Genomic DNA, 15,949 nt, shown 5'->3' on the forward strand with positions numbered 1-15,949 from the left:
TCGCAAGGGGGAATGACCAACTTTCAGTTCCGCGGGACTTCGATTCCTCGAATCATGGCCCGCAATTCGTCATCAACGCTGCGACCCTCAATTTCAGCCTCCGCGGTCAACGAGACTCGGTGCCGCAAAACGGGGAGGATGATCTCCATCACGTCGTCCGGAACCGCGAAATCTCGGCCGGCAAAGGCGGCGATGGTGCGTGCAGATTGCATCAACGCAATTCCTGCTCGCGGCGACGCGCCGATGTGAAACGCTGGCCAGGACCGGGTCGCTCGAATCAGCGAGTTGATGTATTCGACCAAACGATCTTCCACGCGAACGTTGCTGCACGTCGCAATGACTTTTTGGACTATCTCGGGATTGGTGATCGGTTGGATCTCGGTTTCCAACCGATGGCCGAAGTCGATTTGCTTCGAGTGCATCTTCAGGATCTCGGCTTCTTCGACCGCCGACGGGTAGTCGACCATCAACTTGAACATGAAGCGGTCCAGTTGAGCCTCGGGCAAGTTGTATGTGCCTTCGCTTTCGAGTGGGTTCTGTGTTGCCAGAACCAGGAACGGTTTGGGAACCGGATGGCTGGTCCCATCAATCGTGACGCGATACTCCTGCATTATCTCGAGCAACGCCGCGTGTGTCTTGGCCGGCGATCGGTTGATTTCGTCCGCCAGCAACAACTGCGTGAACACAGGCCCGGCGCGGAATCGGAATTCACTCGTTTGCATGTCGAAAACGGGTGCACCGGTGATGTCCGATGGCATCAAGTCGGCGGTGAACTGGATGCGTCCAAACTCGCATCCCAAGATCCGCCCGAGCGTTCGGACGAACAGGGTTTTGCCCAAACCAGGGACCGACTCGATCAACACGTGTCCTCCCGAGAACAAAGCGGTCAATGTTCCGAGGACCAGTTCGTCTTGTCCGACATACAGCTTCGCGACTTCGGCTTGGATCAATTCGAACAGTTGTTTGATCTTGGCGAATTCGGGTGAGACCGGAGGTGCCTGTTGAGTCGCGACTTCAGGAACCGCGATGTGTGACGCTGGGTCCGCCGGCGCAGACATTTCCGGAGGTGATGGCGGAGCACCGGGCGGGTTGGCCGAAGGGTTGTCGGTGCCAGGGTTGCCGGGACCGGAGTTGTCTTCGGGCAAGATCGGTGGCAAGGAAGAATCGTTCAAGGCGACTTCTCAGCAGGCTCGTTAGGAACTGGCGGGTCAAGTGACGATGTGGCGACGTGTGCGCCGGAGGTTGGACTGGAGGACGTCGACGGATCAGGCGTGGCGGTTGAATCGGGTTCGGTCGACGAACCGGTCGAGGTTGGTGGCTCGCTCGAACCAGAACTGGTGTCAGGCTTATCCGCTTGCTTGGCGGTCGTGTTGTTGGTGGCGATTGGAGGCTTGTCTTGGACGACAAACAAATCTGGTTCGCCGCGAACGACTCGCATGTAATGGTTGATCTTTTCTTTGGCGAAGTCCATCCCACCGGCTCGACGCATCAGAATCGCCATCGCGCTGAGGTGATTTCCAAAGTGCGTGGATCGATGATAGACGACTTGTCGAGCGCGTCCAAAAGTGGGCAACAACATCAAACACATCACCACACCCAAGAACAAAGCGTGCAGTGTGATGAGGCTGATCGGCCAAGTCGTCAGCATCTCCATTCCGGTTGGCGACGGGGCACCCGGTTCCGCATCCGATATCGCGACAAAATATTGGTCGCTGGAAAGAAAGCCAAAGCTCACTCGTTCGTCTTTGCCCACTTCGGCCGTCGACAGAATCTCGTTGCGAATTTGCTCCGCCATTGCGATCGCCGGTTGGTCAGTCATTGCGAAGTTGGTCAACATCCCGCCGCCGGCGACCACCAATATCCGTGAGTCTTTCCACTTGGGATGCGTGATGCGGGCGAGCGTGGTGACACCATCACTTTTTGCCAACGATTCAAATTGATGGGAGGGCCGACTGCTCCTGGGCGGTTCGGCTTGCGCGTCGGCGGAGTCTTCCTCCGCGACATCTTCTTCGGCAGAGTCATCGTCCGTTTCAGATTCGTCAAAAATGGCATCGAGTTCCGATTCGTCGTTTTGCTCTTCGTCTTCGGGGGCCTCCTCGACGGCTTCTTCGATCGAATCATCTTCGGACGGAGTCGTCACCGCGACGTTGACGTTGGAAAAGATCGAACTCGCTGCCACATCGCGAGAGGAGTCGAAGTCGTCCAAATCGTAGGAAACGATTCGACGATCATCGATGTTCTGACGTGCCGACAAACTGCGAGCGGTGAAGTACTTTCCGACCGTGATGTCGTCGCGGCGAACGTCCTCCAGCAAACGCAGGTTAATCTGTTGTGCCAATCGACGGCGATACTCCAAACGTTGTTCCGGAGGTGCCAACTTCGAAGCCTCTCGCCAGTAGGCTTCCGTGCTGCCTTCATCTGGAACAATAAACACGACGGTGCGGTTGCCGCTCCGCAACCACTTGGTCATCCAATCGGAGATCTCGACCGGGTTCGCGGGTGGCCAGGCGGTGGGGACCCAAACAATCGCATCGTGTTGGTAGGCTCGCGAAGACAAACGCGTCAGATTGCGAGAACGCAGTTCGGCTTCGCCCCAACCTTCGCCCAACTCAGCACGTTCGGTTTCGCCAACGTCGTCCGTCAGTGCTTTGCGAAACGCACCGAAGCCGTTGAGGCTCTTCTTGCCGATCGTTCCATCGGTTTTGCCGTAGGCCGTGTACAGGCGATTGCAGCCGGAAGATAGCGAGACGCAAAGCAAAAGCAACGCGACGCTCAGCTTGTTCGCAACACCACGCACTAAGTCAGACCGCGAGGATGCAATCTTGGAAGCATCCGCGGATGTCGGTCTGGAGAACGCGTTTGGAGAGGGAACGTTCATGCTGCCCCCGGTTTGCGAACGGAATCGGCTGACTGGATGTCTTGTTCGAGCTTCGCGTTGGATTGCCAAAGTCGTATGAATTCGGCTTGAGAAAGATCGTGTCGACCGAAGTACGCACGTTCAAACGCCGCCACGGTTTGTTGCAACCGTTGACCGGAATCGGGCTGCGAACGCACTGTTTCTCGGACGTAGCGGCTGTTCGTTTTACCGCGAGCCAATCGCAACCAGTGGACTCGATCGAGCAACAGAAGTTGGTGGCCGTACAGATAGATGACTGCTTCGTTGTACTGGCCCGCTTGCATCAACCGTTCGGCTTGGGCACGCGGGTTCACGCTTGTATCCCGCAAAGCTTCGGGCAAGTGCTCCATGCGTTGACGGGTCTGGCGATCGAGTTGTTCTCCGGTCAGCAGCGACTGTTCGACGCTACCAGGAGTGAAGTCGAAGTCACTGTTGGTGAACACCCAGGCAAGCAAGGTCACCAGTCCCACCAGCAAGGTGCCGAGCATCAACCATCCGAATAGTCGGGCGAAGGAAAACCCCGTGTTTGTCGCGGCAGCTGGAGCAGCTGGTGCGGTGCGGGACTTGTTGGACCTGACCGCGGTCCATCGGCTGTCTCGGTTTTCGTTTTCACTTTGCTGGTCGTCGACTTCGACTGGGACGAGTTCACCGGCGTCTTCGTCAAACCAAACGGAACCTTCGACCGGCGACGCAAGGTTCGCCTCTTTGCTGGAATCAGCTGCAAGTGATGGAGCCGGAACGATTCCGACTAGAAACGGGACAACGAAGCAAAACAGGATTGCTCGTGCGGGCCGTGGCGAGCGAAGTCGATTCATCATGGACGAACCTCGATTTCGACTGAGGCCGCGCTGGCGTCCGGGTCGTTGTCCGGCACCAAAATGGCTTCTTCTGTTTCCGACGATTGAGTGCTCGGTGCCGGCGTTTGGGATGGCGTTTTGGTTTGAGCAGAACCCTGCCCACGAGAAGATATGTTCTGTCCGGTCATGGCATCTTCGCCGAATTGGCGGATGGCTTCGGCGCGGATCGCCAATTCCACTTCCCAACCTTCCAAGCGAATTCGAGCGTCCAAGTAACCGAGCAATCGAACGACGACGCTGAACGCTGCGACGATCCACAGGGCCAGTGGGAAGAAGATGACCATGGCGACCAGATCGGTGGACCAGTTTGACGAGGCGATTCCGCGCATCCAAATCATCGAATAGTAGACGGAGCCAACTAAGACGAGCGAGGTTCCCGCGACGGTGAGGAAACGTCCGCCCAGTTCGCTGGCCATGGGGCTGTGCAATCCCTTGGATCGCCGCCCAAGCGTGATGACGTGCGGTGAAGTCGAACGAAGTGGGCAACGTTCCAGAACAAGCATTTCGGGGACGAACGGACGATTGCTTCGAATCACAGCGGCGAGGATCACGATCATCCATGGGAGCATGAAATCGACGAATACATCCGCGTCGGTGTCGATCCGGAACAACAGAAACAATGTCGTTGGAATGGCAAGTCGCTTGAACCCAAGCACCCAAAGCAGCGGCCAGCGAAGCTTCCAGACTTCCGCGAAAGTGTGTCGCAATGTCGGTTTCTGTTCGAATACGGCTTGGCCCAAATAGTACGTTGAGAACGCGCCCGCCAACGGAGTCTGCAGGACGACGAGCACCATCATCCAGCTCGAGTATCGGATCAAATCCGACATGGAATCTTCGGTGAAGAATTCGTCGGCCGCAATTCGCAGAGGCAGGAACGACAGCAAGACAGCGTTGATCACAATCCAAGGTAGGGCTCCGGCGAAGAACGCACGCGTCACCGCCACCGGATAACGACGGATCATCAACAGGGCCAGGTCACCGATCTCCGAAAGCGAACGGACTCGGATAGCGATATGAGTGCGATCAAGCTGCACGGACGTTCGCGCCTTCGCCACCATTCAGGTCGGCTTGTTGGGGCGAATCGGAACCGTCACGGTCATCCAGAATTGTGTCGAATGTTCCTCGAAGAGAGCGATGGTCTCGATTGCCGGGGAAGCCTAGCACCACGAAGTAAAAACTGATCATGCTGGAGGACATCACCGACCAAGCCGCTTTGAAGGTGTACGCCAGTGGGCTGGGAGAAATAAAGCCTTCCGTGAATGCCGCGAGGACGAAGAGTGTCGCTGCGGCCGAGATCACTGGAACCGCACGGACGGCGGACCGGCGGACGGAGTCCACGCGACTGAGCCCGTTGGTTGCGAAGAGACCCAGCCCCAAACGCAGACCCGCAGCGGCGGACAACGCGATCGCGGTCAATTCGAATGGGCCGTGGGCGGTCACAAACTCGAAGAAGTTGTCGCGGCTGGCCACGTCTTCTCGAGCCATGTAGCCAAAAACCGTGCCCAACGTCACCGCGTTGCTGGCCAAGATGTAAAGGCACGGAATGATCAGGATTCCATAGGCAAAACACTTCAGCCCGATGCCTGTGTTATGCATGATGTAGAAGCTGGACATGCTGATGTAGTGGTCGAGACTGCCGACCAGTTCCATTTCGTACATCTCTTCCATGTTTTCCAAGCCAGCTTCACCGACGACGACGTTGGCAAAGTTGGGGAACAGTGTTTGTTGGTAGCCCAAATACATCGAGAGCGCGAACAAACCAAAGAACACCAACGTGGCGACTCGCACGCAGTTGTCGCCGTAGATCTCACGAGGAGCGACACGAAAAATCATGTCGAACCAACCGGTCGGTTCAAATTTGCCCGCGCGATACAGCTGGTTGTGGGAACGCGCGACCAGACGGTGCAAGTAAGTCACCGTGGCGGGAGGCAATTGGTACGCGTCGGCCAATGCCAAGTCCGCACACGCACCGCGATACAGCGATGCAAAACGAACGATCCCAGCGGCCCCTTTGTACTGTGGCCCAGCCTTGTCCGTTCGTCCTCGAACTTCCATCGCCTCGCAAAGACGTTCCAATTCGCCCCAGTTCGATCGTCGTTTGTCGAGCAGTTTGGCGATGTTCATGCGAGCGATTATAGCGAACGAAGTTGGTTCGGGGGTGGGCCCGGCAGGCTAGCCTCCGATGGCATGCATCGCACGATCGGGAGGGCGGAAATCATCCGAATCAATGCCGTGTGCGGCGTGTTTCTCGCCCACACATTGCTGGATCTTTTGAATCAGTTTGTCGTCGTCGCACCCGCTTCGCATGGCGTCACGCAGCGGCGTCTCGGATTGTGCGAACAAACAATTTCGCAGCCCACCATCGGCGGTCAATCGCAAACGGTTGCAATCGCCACAAAACGGACGAGTTACCGAGCGAATGATTCCGATCGTGCCCTCCCGGCCGTCGCAAGAAAGTGTGAACGTTTCCGCCGGTGCCGATGGATTTTCCCGGCCCGTCGGCGTGATGTTGCCAAATGCATCGGAGAGAAGTTTCAGGCAAGCGTCTCCGGAAAGCACCTGATCGGATTGCCAAGCTCGGTCGCTGTCCAGCGGCATGAATTCAATGAAGCGAAGCGTGACGCCTTTTCCGATCGCGAAACGGACCAATCCAACCAGTTCGGATTCGCTGATCCCGCGAATTGCCAACGCGTTGAGTTTGATCGATTCAAACCCCGCTTCGATTGCCGCGTCGATTCCTTCCATGACTCGGGCAACACCGGGTCGGCGAGTGATCTTGGCAAAGGTGGCTTCGTCCAATGTGTCCAGAGAAATGTTGAGCCTCTTCAAACCGGCTTTTCGCAGATCAGCCGCGTGTTCGCCGAGTAGCATTCCGTTGGTGGTCATCGATAGGTCTTCCAAACCATCGATTTTCGCCAGCATCGCAATCAAATCGACGCAGTCGCGGCGAACCAGAGGCTCACCGCCCGTGATTCGAATGTCTCGAACGCCGCAACGATGCACCAACAATCCCGCTAGTCGCTCGATTTCTTCGAACGTCAACACGCCGCTGCGGGGCAGGAACTCCGCATCGTGTTCAGGCATGCAGTAGAAACAACGGATGTTGCAACGATCCGTGATACTGATGCGAAGGCTGTCGTGGCGTCGACCAAAGCGATCGACCAATGCAATGGGATCGGTCATGTTGTTAGGGTAACCGGCCCGGTTCAATGACGCGATGCGGAAGAAATTGAATGTGGTGTCAACGTGTTTTCAATCCCGGCGTCCATGACCAACCCGCGACGGCGAAAAACGCGACAGAGAGATTGCGTCCTGAAAGTGACCGACAAGCGAGAATGATGATTCGATGAGCAACGATTGGGACGACGATTCGTGGCAGTCGAGCTACGACGATGAACTGGACGAGGACGCCGTCGAGGGCGAAGAGTATTCCGTGGACTGGGATGACGAATCCTACGATGACTTCTTGGCTCGCGAATTTCCGGATTCGACCGATCGAAGGGATTGGGCGGGCGGTCGTCCGATGTGGCACTTGACCGTTTGGGTGGTGCTGGCCGTTTTCGTCGGCGGATTTTTGCTGACGCTGTTCTGAAGCTCGCAGCGAGATTCATTCCGGATCCGGGATGAATCTCAGTCTTAGTTTTCGCGTGACCCACATCATTCCCGCCAAAACCGGTGGCATGACGATCGCCATCCAAAGCAACACGTCGCCCATCAACAACAGCGTTGTTCGAAAACGAGCGTTGTAGACGTCATCCCAGAACCAAACGACCAGCAACGTGCCGACGCACAGGTAAGGTCCATATGGAGTTCGCGGGTCTCGATTGATAACGAAGACCACCATCACAACGAGCAGCCCAGCGATCGGAGACAGGAAGAACGCCAGGATGCTGCCGTGCCATCCGATCACGGCGCCGATCATGGCCATCAACGTGACGTCGCCGAACCCCATCGCTTCCATTTGGATCGCCCAACCACAAACCAATCGCACGACCCAGATGACTCCTCCGCCGACGGCCAAACCCGTGAGCGACGTGATCAGCCCGATCCATCCGATTGGACTGCTCAGGTAGACGGAGATAATCGCGAGCGAGCCAACCAACCACGTCGCCACCAGAAACTTCGACGATGGGTTTCGGGTCAATCCAAACCAAAAGTATCCCCAGGCCTTGGACCATCCGCGACGCAGATAGAAACGTCGATCCGCCAAAGCGAAGCACCACACGGCCCAGATCAGCAGCCCAGTGAACAGGCCATTCGGGCTGCTCCAAAACGGCGACAGCCCGTACGGGTGATTGGCCAGGACCGGTGCAATTCCCTCGACTGAATTGGCAACCACCAATCCAGGAAGGAACGCGAACGGCGTGATCGTCCCGACGATGAGTGCGACGATCGTCCCGGGAATGGTCAGCGAGTCAGGGATTGTGCGTTCGTCAAAGTCGATGAAGGTCGCCGCTACCAACCAAATCAGAAACGCAGCATGAATGAAGAACAGCAACGCCATCCAATCTGTGCACGCGGCAATCGTTGCCGGCATGACTCCCGAGGGCAACAATTGCCCGGCCAAGTAAGCACGTTGCATGAGCGGCAAAACGATCGCTAGTGACAACTCGATTAGCATCGGCCGGATCCAGAACCAACGACCGAACATTTCGGATTCTCGTCGCAAGCGAATCCACCCGATCACCGGGATGCGATCCATCCAAGTTCGGGCCGGCAACGCGTCGGAGATCGATTGAAATTTTGGCAGCAGCGGCCAACGCTCTCGATTGACCCAGGGCGAGATCGGGCGGGGATACCAACACCACGTCGGGATGATGTGATTGGCCAGTGCACCGCCGACGATACCGAGCAACGCCAAAACCAGCGTTTGCGCGGAAGGCGAGAACGATAGCCACGCTGCCATCCAACCCGCCAACCAATTGGGCGTGATTTCCCCGAGCAAGCCCAACGACGGCGCATTCTGAAAAATGGCCTGCGAGGCATTCAACGTCGCTGCCATCGAATCAACGACAGGTGAGGGAAAGGTCAAATCAATCATGCGGACTTTGCCGTCAGTTGTGGGAAGCAGCACACAAAACGTGGACCTGCGCAGAGGTTAGAAGGTTTTGAAAGATTTTTCACGCCCACGTCCATTTTCAAAGCTAGGTTTCCGTTAGAGGTCCTCCTTGAGAACCGATTTGCAATCATCACTGGCCGTCAACGCCTTGAAGCCCCGCATCATGAATCCTGTCAATCACACCTCCAAAGGAACGCGTCCCGGTTTTCTCACAGCCGGCCGGGCGCGTTCCGGAGGTCACCAGAATCAGCCTCGTCGCGGAACCGCGACGGCGGAGATCGCGTTTTGCTTGCCAGTTTTGCTGACATTCACCTTCGCGACCGTTGATCTTTGCTCGATCTTTTTCTTGAAAGAAACCGTCGCGATCGCGGCCTACGAAGGTGCCCGTCGCGGCATCAATCGAGGCGGAACCGACGCTGCCGTGCGAGCTCGTGTGGCGGAGATCTTAGACGAACGCGGTGTTCAGTACGCAGGCGACTCGGTCGCGTTCGAAAACAGCACGTTCAGCAACGCGGACACCTTGGAACACGTCACGATCGTGGTCACCGTTCCCGCGGCGGGCAACTTGTACGCTCCAGCCGGTTTGTACAACGACCTACAGATATCGCATCGAATCACGATGCGTAAAGAATTCAAGAATCAAGAGTAGGCCCACTCCATGATCCAACCAAACGCAGCCACAGTGGCTCGACCGAAACACAAACGAACGTCGCGGAAATCCCGACGACGCAGCGACGTTTGCGTCTCGCAAGCACCCGCGCGACCTTGTCGCGTTGCATCTCGTCGTGCATCCAATCGTGACGGAGCGACGTTGGTGGAATTCGCGATGGTTTGCAACGTGTTGTTGCTGACCATTTTTATGTGCATGGAATTGGCTCGCATGAACATGGCCCGCAACTTGGCACAAGACGCCGCTTACTACGCCGCACGAACCGCGATCGTTCCCGGTGCAACCGCGGAGGAAGCGATCGCAGAAGCTGAAACCATCATGCAGTCGCTATTCAGTAGCGGCTACGACGTCGACTGCACACCAATCAATGATGAGACCGAAGAGGTCACTGTCACAGTAAGTTTGAGTCTCGACGATGTCGCCCTGTTTGCACCCATGTTTTTGGGGAACGTCGAGTTGACTTCCTCGGCCACGATGCAGACTGAACGATACAACGGCTTCTTCCAAGCCAGCAACTGAATCACGTTTTGAATCTGGTCCGGGGGGACCCTATTCGCTTTCCTTTCCAACGTTTTGTTTTGGAGTTCCAACGATGTTCGTTTCCCCCGCTCCCGTGCGATTTGCATTGACCCAACGCGACGATTCTCGTCGTGGCGGTATCACTGTGCTGATGGCATTCGTGTTGCCGATGCTGGCATTGTTGGCCGCGTTCTGCATCAACTTGGCGCAAATGCAATTGGTGAAAACCGAACTTGCAATCGCCACCGACGCCGCCGCTCGGGCTGGTGGTCGTGCTTTCAGTGAAGAGCAAACGGTCGAAGCCGCGAAAACGGCTGCTCGTTTGACCGCTGCAATGAACGAAGTCGCGGGCGAACCCTACCAGTTGAACACGGACGACGGCGCAAACGAATTCGAGTTCGGCGTGTCGGCACAAGCGGATGGCCAAACCGGACGTTTCTACTTCACGAAGGTGCCGACATCAGATGTTGCCGCCAATCTGGTCGCGGTCAGCTCCGTTCGCATCAATGGCAAACGCACTGGTGATTCGTTGATGGGACCGGTTCCGTTTATCTTCCCCAACACATTCTCGATCGGCGATTTCAGCCCCGTGGCTTCGGCGACGGCGATGCAGGTTGACCGTGACATCAGCTTGGTTCTCGACCGCAGCGGTTCGATGGATTGGAAGACCTACGATTGGCCCAACGATGCGGATCCTTGGGCAGAAGACAGCCTGATCGCAGCGGAAGACGAAGGCATCGTTGACTTGGAATGGAAGTACAAGAACGGCCGACCTCAATACATTCGTCGAGTTCGCTACAACAACGGTTATGACCAAGACGATTTGTATGACTACGCTTGGGAAGAGTTCTTTGAACTTGGCCCCGCACCCAACACACCCTGGGAAGACCTGGTGATGGCGGTCGATGCGTTCTTACGTGTTCTCGACGAAACGCCTCAGAACGAACAGGTCTCGATCGCCAGCTACAACAGCCACGGCACATTGGATTGTTGGTTGCTCGATGACTTTGATTCGGTTCGTGCCACCGTTGCATCCCTGGGGCCAAACGGCTCGACCGGTATCGGCAACGGAATGAACTCGGGCAAAACCTCGTTCACTCACCAGAACGCTCGGCCGTACGCTTCGAAGACTATGGTTGTGATGACCGATGGGATTCATAACTATGGAACGCAGCCGAACACGGTTGCCAGCCAAATGATGGCGTCTTCGAACTTGAACATTCAAACAGTCACGTTCGGTAGCGGTGCGAACCAGCAAACAATGCAAGAGGTCGCCGTGACGGGGCAAGGCAAGCACTACCACGCCGACTCGGGCGATGAACTGGTCAGTGCGTTCGAAGAAATTGCGAACAACTTGCCGACGATCCTGACGAACTGAGTTTTTCTTTGGGACGAAGGTATCGGGAAAAGAAAGTTTAGTGGTCACCAAGCGTGACCTAGAATATGTCATGAACACTCAGTCCCCCGAAAATCGTTTGCTTTCCGAAGGTCTTCTTCCGAAAGAGTCACGTAAACCAGCCAAACCGAACTGGATTGGAAGGATGGTGATCTTCGCCGCCCTTTCGATCGGATCGGTCGCGGGTTGCATCGTGTTGCTTCGAAACACCGTTCACTTGGTCAGCGCTTCGCCGTCGAAGGTGAAACCGGTCGAGGTGACGAAGGCATCGCGTGGCGTTGAGAACGAGAAAGAGTTCCTTGCTCGCAAGCGACGCAATGAAGTCTTTCTCGCGGAAGCCATGCAGGAAGAGTCCGCGTTCATTCGCGACCGTCAACATCGTGTTTGGGTCGATCAAACACGTCAGGTTCCCGATCACCGCGATGCGTACGCCAAATGGAAAACGCAGGTGGAGCGACTGGAGAACAAGATCGCCGAGACTTCCCAACAACGGGGCTTCTTTGACGACGAAGGCAACGTGATCCCACAAAGCATTCTGTGGCACCAACAACAACGCCTCGAAAAGCTTCGCAACGATTCGCCGGACAGCTACTGAGCGATTCGTGCGTCGCTTCGATTCGCTGCTGATTTGATCGACGGCCGTCGGGAATCAGCTGATCGAGTCAGTTGCAAAGCTTCAACGTTTAAAAGACATTGTTCAGCGTCCGATTGATTCCAGTCGAACGCCCCAAACCGGATCGGCTTGGATCGCGGTCATCCCGTGCTGACGAGCGTCCATGCCTTGGTGCTTCCAAAACAAGTACTGAACAACGTCGTTGATTCGCGGAACCACGATTGAACGTGGCCAATCTGCTTCGCCAACGCCAAAGTGGGCTTGCCCAGGCAGCACGGTGATCACCCGACGATCATTGACGCGTTCGTTCAGTTGCTCGGTCAATGACGCGTGATTCACTCGGTCCGCGGCCAGCAAAGACAACGCCAGGTCACGAACGTGAACGTTGGGAGTGTTCCAGGTCAGTTCGCAGAGTTCGCCGACCAGTTCCGGTCGTTGATGTGTGAGAGCGATTTCCAAACGGGATTCGAGCGACCAACCGTAGGGATTTCTTCGGACGGTGGAATCGATGAGTCGTCCGACAACTCGATCGGCGGAGGTGCTGCCGGCGGACGATCGTGTGCATTTTGCCAGCAGTCGGCTTTGCAGCTTCTTCGCCTCGGGGACATATCGGGTGCCACACTCGGGAACGCGAATCCCCAGCAGACAGGCCCACTCATCGCTTGCGGACTGATTGGTTGGTTGGTCGTTGACGGATGCGACCCAGCGCCAGTCCGGACCCGCCGTCAAAGCGACGTACTGGAATTCCCGAATGGAATCACGGTCTGCACCCGCACGCCTCGAAAACTGTTGCCACCATTGGTCCAGTTCGCGATCCAAATTGCTAGGCGAATCGCCCCATGGTGAAGGTGTCAGTTCCGCGACGGCACGCTGGTGACGCGTTAGACGAATTCGCTCAATCAACTGATCCGCGAGTTGGCGAACGTCCAGTGAAAACGAGACCCGAAGGCCACGCAATCGAGAGAGGATTGCGTCGCATGTCTGAGTGTTGCCGTTGGACGCTTGCGAATACAACCGGTCGGCGGCGAGTCGGCGAACGACGGGCGAGTCCGATTCAAGCGAGTCGACGCAACGAACGATTGACGCGATTCGCGCTTCAGACAATCGATGGACCGTCTGGTTACTGTCGACGAATTCCGATTGCACGGCTGTCGAAAAGTCCGCGGGTTGCTCAGCGAAAGAAGTCGCGAATGTCGATGAGAACGTCATGCACGCCGATGCCGCTATCAAACGTCGCAGTCTGCGTCGTCGAGCGAGCTTTGGCGAACTGGGCAAACGTATTTCTCGGCTGGCGAAAGATGCGGAGGTCTCTCGTCAACTCTAGTTTCGTCCACCACGGCGGACCAATGATTTTGCAACGAGTTGTCCCCGCGACCTCGATCGTGATGCCCGGTAAACTGCCCAATCGTTGCAACCGGTCTTTCGTTTGGCTGTGTTCCCGTTCACCCCTCGTCTCGTCCGGCTCATGCAAATTCTCTGCTTCGAAGATTCACGTGTGGAACAGCTCTGCCCGATCGTTCACGCTCGCCCTGCGTACGCGATCACCTGCGCCAGTTTTCGATTGCTTGATTGGTTGAAGACACTTGCGAAAGACAGGGCGAGTGATGCGAAGGCGTGTGAGATTCAAGGATTGATTCGCGAATATCTGCTTCCGATTCAAGAGGCGGATCACGGATTGCTGGCACCCGCCAATGAGTTTCCAAAAGACGAGGATGTGTTGTTGGTCAACGCTCGGTTGGTGCCGTCGGTGCAAACCTACGAGACGCTGAAACAACTGGTGAAATCCGGCGAGACAGCGACGGTGATCGGCAAGGACAACGGAGTCGATGCGGAGCTGTTGGCGGCATTCATCACGGCAGCTGACATCGCGGAAGGGACAACAGAAAGAGCACAAACGACCGAAAACGACAGTGCGTCAACGGAGTTCAACGGCGCGACGAGTCCGCTTTCGCGGCTTCTGCAACTGGCACGAGAAAAGGTCAGTTCGCGGTTCACGTTGAAGGCGTTCCAGTGGCCGCATGAAGTCGTGTCGTCTCACATGGATGCGATGAACGACTCGGTCAACTATCGAATCGAACACGGCGACTACACGCAGCGTGAAGACGGCGTCTTCGTTCGGCCCGGAGTGACGATTGGCGAGTACGGATCAATTCACACCTCGGGTGGAGCGATCGTGTTGGATGAGAACGTTCGGGTTGGCCCGTTCTGTTTCCTGGAGGGCCCTCTGCATGCGGGGCACAGCACGCGAGTGATTGAACATTCCGCGATCAAGGACGGCGTGTCGCTGGGGCACACGGTCAAAATCGGCGGCGAGGTCGAAGCGTCGGTGATCGAAGCCTTCACCAACAAGCAGCACCACGGATTCTTGGGGCACAGCTACTTGGGCAGTTGGATCAACCTTGGCGCCGGCACGTGCAACAGTGACCTCAAAAACACCTACGGTAAAATCAACATTGAATACGGCGATCGCAAGATGGCGACCGGAATGCAGTTCCTCGGTTGTGTGATGGGGGACTATTCGAAGTCAGCCATCAACACCGGCATCTTCACCGGGAAAGTGATCGGTGTGTGCAGCATGTTGTACGGGTTCGTTACCAGCAACGTGCCCAGCTATGTCAACTACGCTCGTTTGTTTGGGCAGACTTCGTTGTTGCCACCCGACGTGATGATCAACACCCAGGCTCGGATGTTCGCACGTCGTAAGGTCGAACAACGACAGTGCGACATGGATCTGATTCAAGCCATGTACGACCGAACGGAACCCGAGCGGGAAACGTCGGAACAACTCGGGTTGTAGGTTCCACGCATCAGATCGCAAAACAAGCGATCTAAAGGTTGCGCAGGTACTCCAGGCTTTGGTGCAACTCCATCACTGCCGTTTCCGGTCGCATCTCCGGACGACCGACGACGAATGGCCCACGGTAAGGAATGTCTTCGAGTCGCCCTAGCAGCGAAGGAAAGTCCGCGGTCCCCTCACCGACCGGTACAGAAACACCGCGTCCCGCTGCGAGGTCCAGGACACCGTCGACCGCGTGGACAATCGAGATGCGAGAAGCGAGTGCGTTGATGGCTTCGTCGACTCGAAAACGGTTGATGATCAATTGGCCGGGATTGAGCGCGACCGGAACGAACGTGTCTGGGATCGCGTCCAACAACGCGGCCAGATCCTTGCCCGATTCGGTTCCCGTTTCAGCGGCCAGAAAACAGCCGACTTTGGCGCCATAGCGTCCCAGATCTTCCATCACTTCTCGAAGCGTTGCCCAGCGCGATGCATCGCTGCCCGTGGCACCTTGCCCGGCGACCGCTTTGCCAATGCGAGAGGACGCGATTGAGTTTGCAAGTTCCGCGGCCAGGTCGGCCGGCAAGTCACTGCTCCAATCGGCATCGTCGCTTTCGCCAGTTGATCCCAGCAGCAGCGAACTGCCGGCCTTCTTGACGGCTTGATCGATGTTCTGTGGCGGAGGTGGAACCGTTCCGATTTGATTGACGATTAGCGGAGCTCCCAATCGATACGCCGTCTTCATCGCGCTTTTGGTCGCGTCAACTCGCTCATCCAAATGGTCGGTCACGTCGTACCCAAATCGGGTTTGGAACCGGATGGATGCGATCCGCAAATTCAAATCATCCAGGATTTTCCGCAAGGTCCGCACCCCGGTGTCCGACAATTCAGATACGGGAACGTGGGTTCGACCACATAATTCGACACTTCGAACGCCCATCGACGCTGCGATGGTCAATGATTTACGTAGAGCGGTGGCCGAGGCGCCGGTCCCCGGAATGGCGTCCATGCGGACGGCAAGTTTCAATTCAGCCAATCTGTTCGTTCTCCGATGCAGGCAACCAGGTCATGGTGGGACGCTTGATCCAACTCGACCCTTCACGATACGCCTTCCGGTCGCGAACATCGAGCGGGGGCAATGTGTTTCACACGTCGTCGCG

16 protein-coding genes are annotated in these 15,949 nt (G+C 56.6%); 6 read left to right on the forward strand and 10 right to left on the reverse strand.

Features of this window, described 5'->3' with window-relative positions; genetic code table 11:
• Positions 1 to 23: 23 nt before the first annotated feature.
• Genes CEE69_RS15475 through moaA form a run of 6 tightly spaced genes read right to left on the reverse strand, consistent with a single transcriptional unit; the run spans position 24 to position 6,936 of the window.
• Positions 24 to 1,172 carry an AAA family ATPase gene (locus tag CEE69_RS15475; RefSeq protein WP_099261534.1) on the reverse strand — a complete coding sequence of 383 codons (1,149 nt, stop codon included), beginning with the start codon at positions 1,170 to 1,172 and terminating at the stop codon, positions 24 to 26.
• Complete coding sequence (locus CEE69_RS15480) at positions 1,169 to 2,878, reverse strand: hypothetical protein (RefSeq protein ID WP_099261535.1); 1,710 nt, start codon at positions 2,876 to 2,878, stop codon at positions 1,169 to 1,171. Before CEE69_RS15480 ends, CEE69_RS15475 begins: the two co-directional genes overlap by 4 nt.
• On the reverse strand, positions 2,875 to 3,714 hold the full coding sequence (locus CEE69_RS15485; RefSeq protein ID WP_233215263.1) for a DUF4129 domain-containing protein: 840 nt from the start codon (positions 3,712 to 3,714) through the stop codon (positions 2,875 to 2,877). Before CEE69_RS15485 ends, CEE69_RS15480 begins: the two co-directional genes overlap by 4 nt.
• Positions 3,711 to 4,787 carry a hypothetical protein gene (locus CEE69_RS15490; RefSeq protein ID WP_099261641.1) on the reverse strand — a complete coding sequence of 359 codons (1,077 nt, stop codon included), beginning with the start codon at positions 4,785 to 4,787 and terminating at the stop codon, positions 3,711 to 3,713. Before CEE69_RS15490 ends, CEE69_RS15485 begins: the two co-directional genes overlap by 4 nt.
• The gene (locus CEE69_RS15495; protein ID WP_099261536.1) at positions 4,777 to 5,877 is read right to left on the reverse strand and encodes a stage II sporulation protein M; all 1,101 of its coding nucleotides are present in this window, start codon (positions 5,875 to 5,877) and stop codon (positions 4,777 to 4,779) included. The genes CEE69_RS15490 and CEE69_RS15495 overlap by 11 nt, the downstream gene beginning before the upstream one ends.
• A 48-nt stretch (positions 5,878 to 5,925) precedes the next feature.
• Complete coding sequence (gene moaA / locus CEE69_RS15500; RefSeq protein WP_233215264.1) at positions 5,926 to 6,936, reverse strand: GTP 3',8-cyclase MoaA; 1,011 nt, start codon at positions 6,934 to 6,936, stop codon at positions 5,926 to 5,928.
• Positions 6,937 to 7,099: 163 nt separating this feature from the next.
• On the opposite strand from moaA, the gene CEE69_RS15505 reads away from it, so the two are divergent.
• A complete protein-coding gene (locus CEE69_RS15505) occupies positions 7,100 to 7,345 on the forward strand; it encodes a hypothetical protein (RefSeq protein ID WP_099261538.1) in 246 nt (81 codons plus the stop codon).
• 15 nt (positions 7,346 to 7,360) lie between these two features.
• On the opposite strand, the gene CEE69_RS15510 is transcribed toward CEE69_RS15505, so the two are convergent.
• Entirely contained in the window at positions 7,361 to 8,794 is a 1,434-nt protein-coding gene (locus tag CEE69_RS15510) for a prepilin peptidase (protein WP_233215265.1), read from the reverse strand.
• Between the two features lie 181 nt (positions 8,795 to 8,975).
• On the opposite strand from CEE69_RS15510, the gene CEE69_RS15515 reads away from it, so the two are divergent.
• Entirely contained in the window at positions 8,976 to 9,461 is a 486-nt protein-coding gene (locus CEE69_RS15515) for a TadE/TadG family type IV pilus assembly protein (protein ID WP_099261642.1), read from the forward strand.
• Here CEE69_RS15515 and CEE69_RS15520 read toward each other — a convergent pair.
• Complete coding sequence (locus CEE69_RS15520) at positions 9,452 to 9,679, reverse strand: hypothetical protein (protein WP_099261540.1); 228 nt, start codon at positions 9,677 to 9,679, stop codon at positions 9,452 to 9,454. The two genes, CEE69_RS15515 and CEE69_RS15520, sit on opposite strands and share 10 nt — an antisense overlap.
• On the opposite strand from CEE69_RS15520, the gene CEE69_RS15525 reads away from it, so the two are divergent.
• The 3 genes from CEE69_RS15525 to CEE69_RS15535 all read left to right on the forward strand — a co-directional run bounded on the left by CEE69_RS15525 (position 9,672) and on the right by CEE69_RS15535 (position 11,992).
• Positions 9,672 to 10,001, forward strand: a complete 330-nt coding sequence (locus CEE69_RS15525; RefSeq protein ID WP_233215281.1) for a pilus assembly protein — start codon at positions 9,672 to 9,674, stop codon at positions 9,999 to 10,001. The two genes, CEE69_RS15520 and CEE69_RS15525, sit on opposite strands and share 8 nt — an antisense overlap.
• A gap of 73 nt (positions 10,002 to 10,074) precedes the next feature.
• Positions 10,075 to 11,379 carry a vWA domain-containing protein gene (locus tag CEE69_RS15530; protein ID WP_099261542.1) on the forward strand — a complete coding sequence of 435 codons (1,305 nt, stop codon included), beginning with the start codon at positions 10,075 to 10,077 and terminating at the stop codon, positions 11,377 to 11,379.
• Positions 11,380 to 11,449: 70 nt separating this feature from the next.
• The gene (locus tag CEE69_RS15535; RefSeq protein ID WP_099261543.1) at positions 11,450 to 11,992 is read left to right on the forward strand and encodes a hypothetical protein; all 543 of its coding nucleotides are present in this window, start codon (positions 11,450 to 11,452) and stop codon (positions 11,990 to 11,992) included.
• Between the two features lie 102 nt (positions 11,993 to 12,094).
• Here the strand turns inward: CEE69_RS15535 and CEE69_RS15540 are convergent, their stop codons facing one another.
• Entirely contained in the window at positions 12,095 to 13,219 is a 1,125-nt protein-coding gene (locus CEE69_RS15540; RefSeq protein WP_099261544.1) for a hypothetical protein, read from the reverse strand.
• A 256-nt stretch (positions 13,220 to 13,475) separates the two neighbouring features.
• Here CEE69_RS15540 and CEE69_RS15550 point away from each other — a divergent pair, with 256 nt between their 5' ends.
• Positions 13,476 to 14,807 carry a GlmU family protein gene (locus CEE69_RS15550; RefSeq protein ID WP_099261546.1) on the forward strand — a complete coding sequence of 444 codons (1,332 nt, stop codon included), beginning with the start codon at positions 13,476 to 13,478 and terminating at the stop codon, positions 14,805 to 14,807.
• A 31-nt stretch (positions 14,808 to 14,838) separates the two neighbouring features.
• Here CEE69_RS15550 and CEE69_RS15555 read toward each other — a convergent pair whose 3' ends face one another.
• The gene (locus tag CEE69_RS15555; RefSeq protein WP_099261547.1) at positions 14,839 to 15,825 is read right to left on the reverse strand and encodes a sugar phosphate isomerase/epimerase family protein; all 987 of its coding nucleotides are present in this window, start codon (positions 15,823 to 15,825) and stop codon (positions 14,839 to 14,841) included.
• Positions 15,826 to 15,949: the final 124 nt, after the last annotated feature.

It is taken from the genome of Rhodopirellula bahusiensis (genome assembly GCF_002727185.1).
Lineage (GTDB): Bacteria > Planctomycetota > Planctomycetia > Pirellulales > Pirellulaceae > Rhodopirellula > Rhodopirellula bahusiensis.

What these genes read in the sequence shown, in the direction of transcription:
- CEE69_RS15480 (WP_099261535.1), bottom strand. Translation starts at nt 2,878, where the DNA reads ATGAACGTTCCCTCTCCAAACGCGTTCTCCAGACCGACATCCGCGGAT.
- CEE69_RS15485 (WP_233215263.1), bottom strand. Translation starts at nt 3,714, where the DNA reads ATGATGAATCGACTTCGCTCGCCACGGCCCGCACGAGCAATCCTGTTT.
- CEE69_RS15495 (WP_099261536.1), bottom strand. Translation starts at nt 5,877, where the DNA reads ATGAACATCGCCAAACTGCTCGACAAACGACGATCGAACTGGGGCGAA.
- moaA (WP_233215264.1), bottom strand. Translation starts at nt 6,936, where the DNA reads ATGACCGATCCCATTGCATTGGTCGATCGCTTTGGTCGACGCCACGAC.
- CEE69_RS15505 (WP_099261538.1), top strand. Translation starts at nt 7,100, where the DNA reads ATGAGCAACGATTGGGACGACGATTCGTGGCAGTCGAGCTACGACGAT.
- CEE69_RS15510 (WP_233215265.1), bottom strand. Translation starts at nt 8,794, where the DNA reads ATGATTGATTTGACCTTTCCCTCACCTGTCGTTGATTCGATGGCAGCG.
- CEE69_RS15515 (WP_099261642.1), top strand. Translation starts at nt 8,976, where the DNA reads ATGAATCCTGTCAATCACACCTCCAAAGGAACGCGTCCCGGTTTTCTC.
- CEE69_RS15525 (WP_233215281.1), top strand. Translation starts at nt 9,672, where the DNA reads ATGTGCATGGAATTGGCTCGCATGAACATGGCCCGCAACTTGGCACAA.
- CEE69_RS15520 (WP_099261540.1), bottom strand. Translation starts at nt 9,679, where the DNA reads ATGCACATAAAAATGGTCAGCAACAACACGTTGCAAACCATCGCGAAT.
- CEE69_RS15530 (WP_099261542.1), top strand. Translation starts at nt 10,075, where the DNA reads ATGTTCGTTTCCCCCGCTCCCGTGCGATTTGCATTGACCCAACGCGAC.
- CEE69_RS15535 (WP_099261543.1), top strand. Translation starts at nt 11,450, where the DNA reads ATGAACACTCAGTCCCCCGAAAATCGTTTGCTTTCCGAAGGTCTTCTT.
- CEE69_RS15540 (WP_099261544.1), bottom strand. Translation starts at nt 13,219, where the DNA reads ATGACGTTCTCATCGACATTCGCGACTTCTTTCGCTGAGCAACCCGCG.
- CEE69_RS15550 (WP_099261546.1), top strand. Translation starts at nt 13,476, where the DNA reads ATGCAAATTCTCTGCTTCGAAGATTCACGTGTGGAACAGCTCTGCCCG.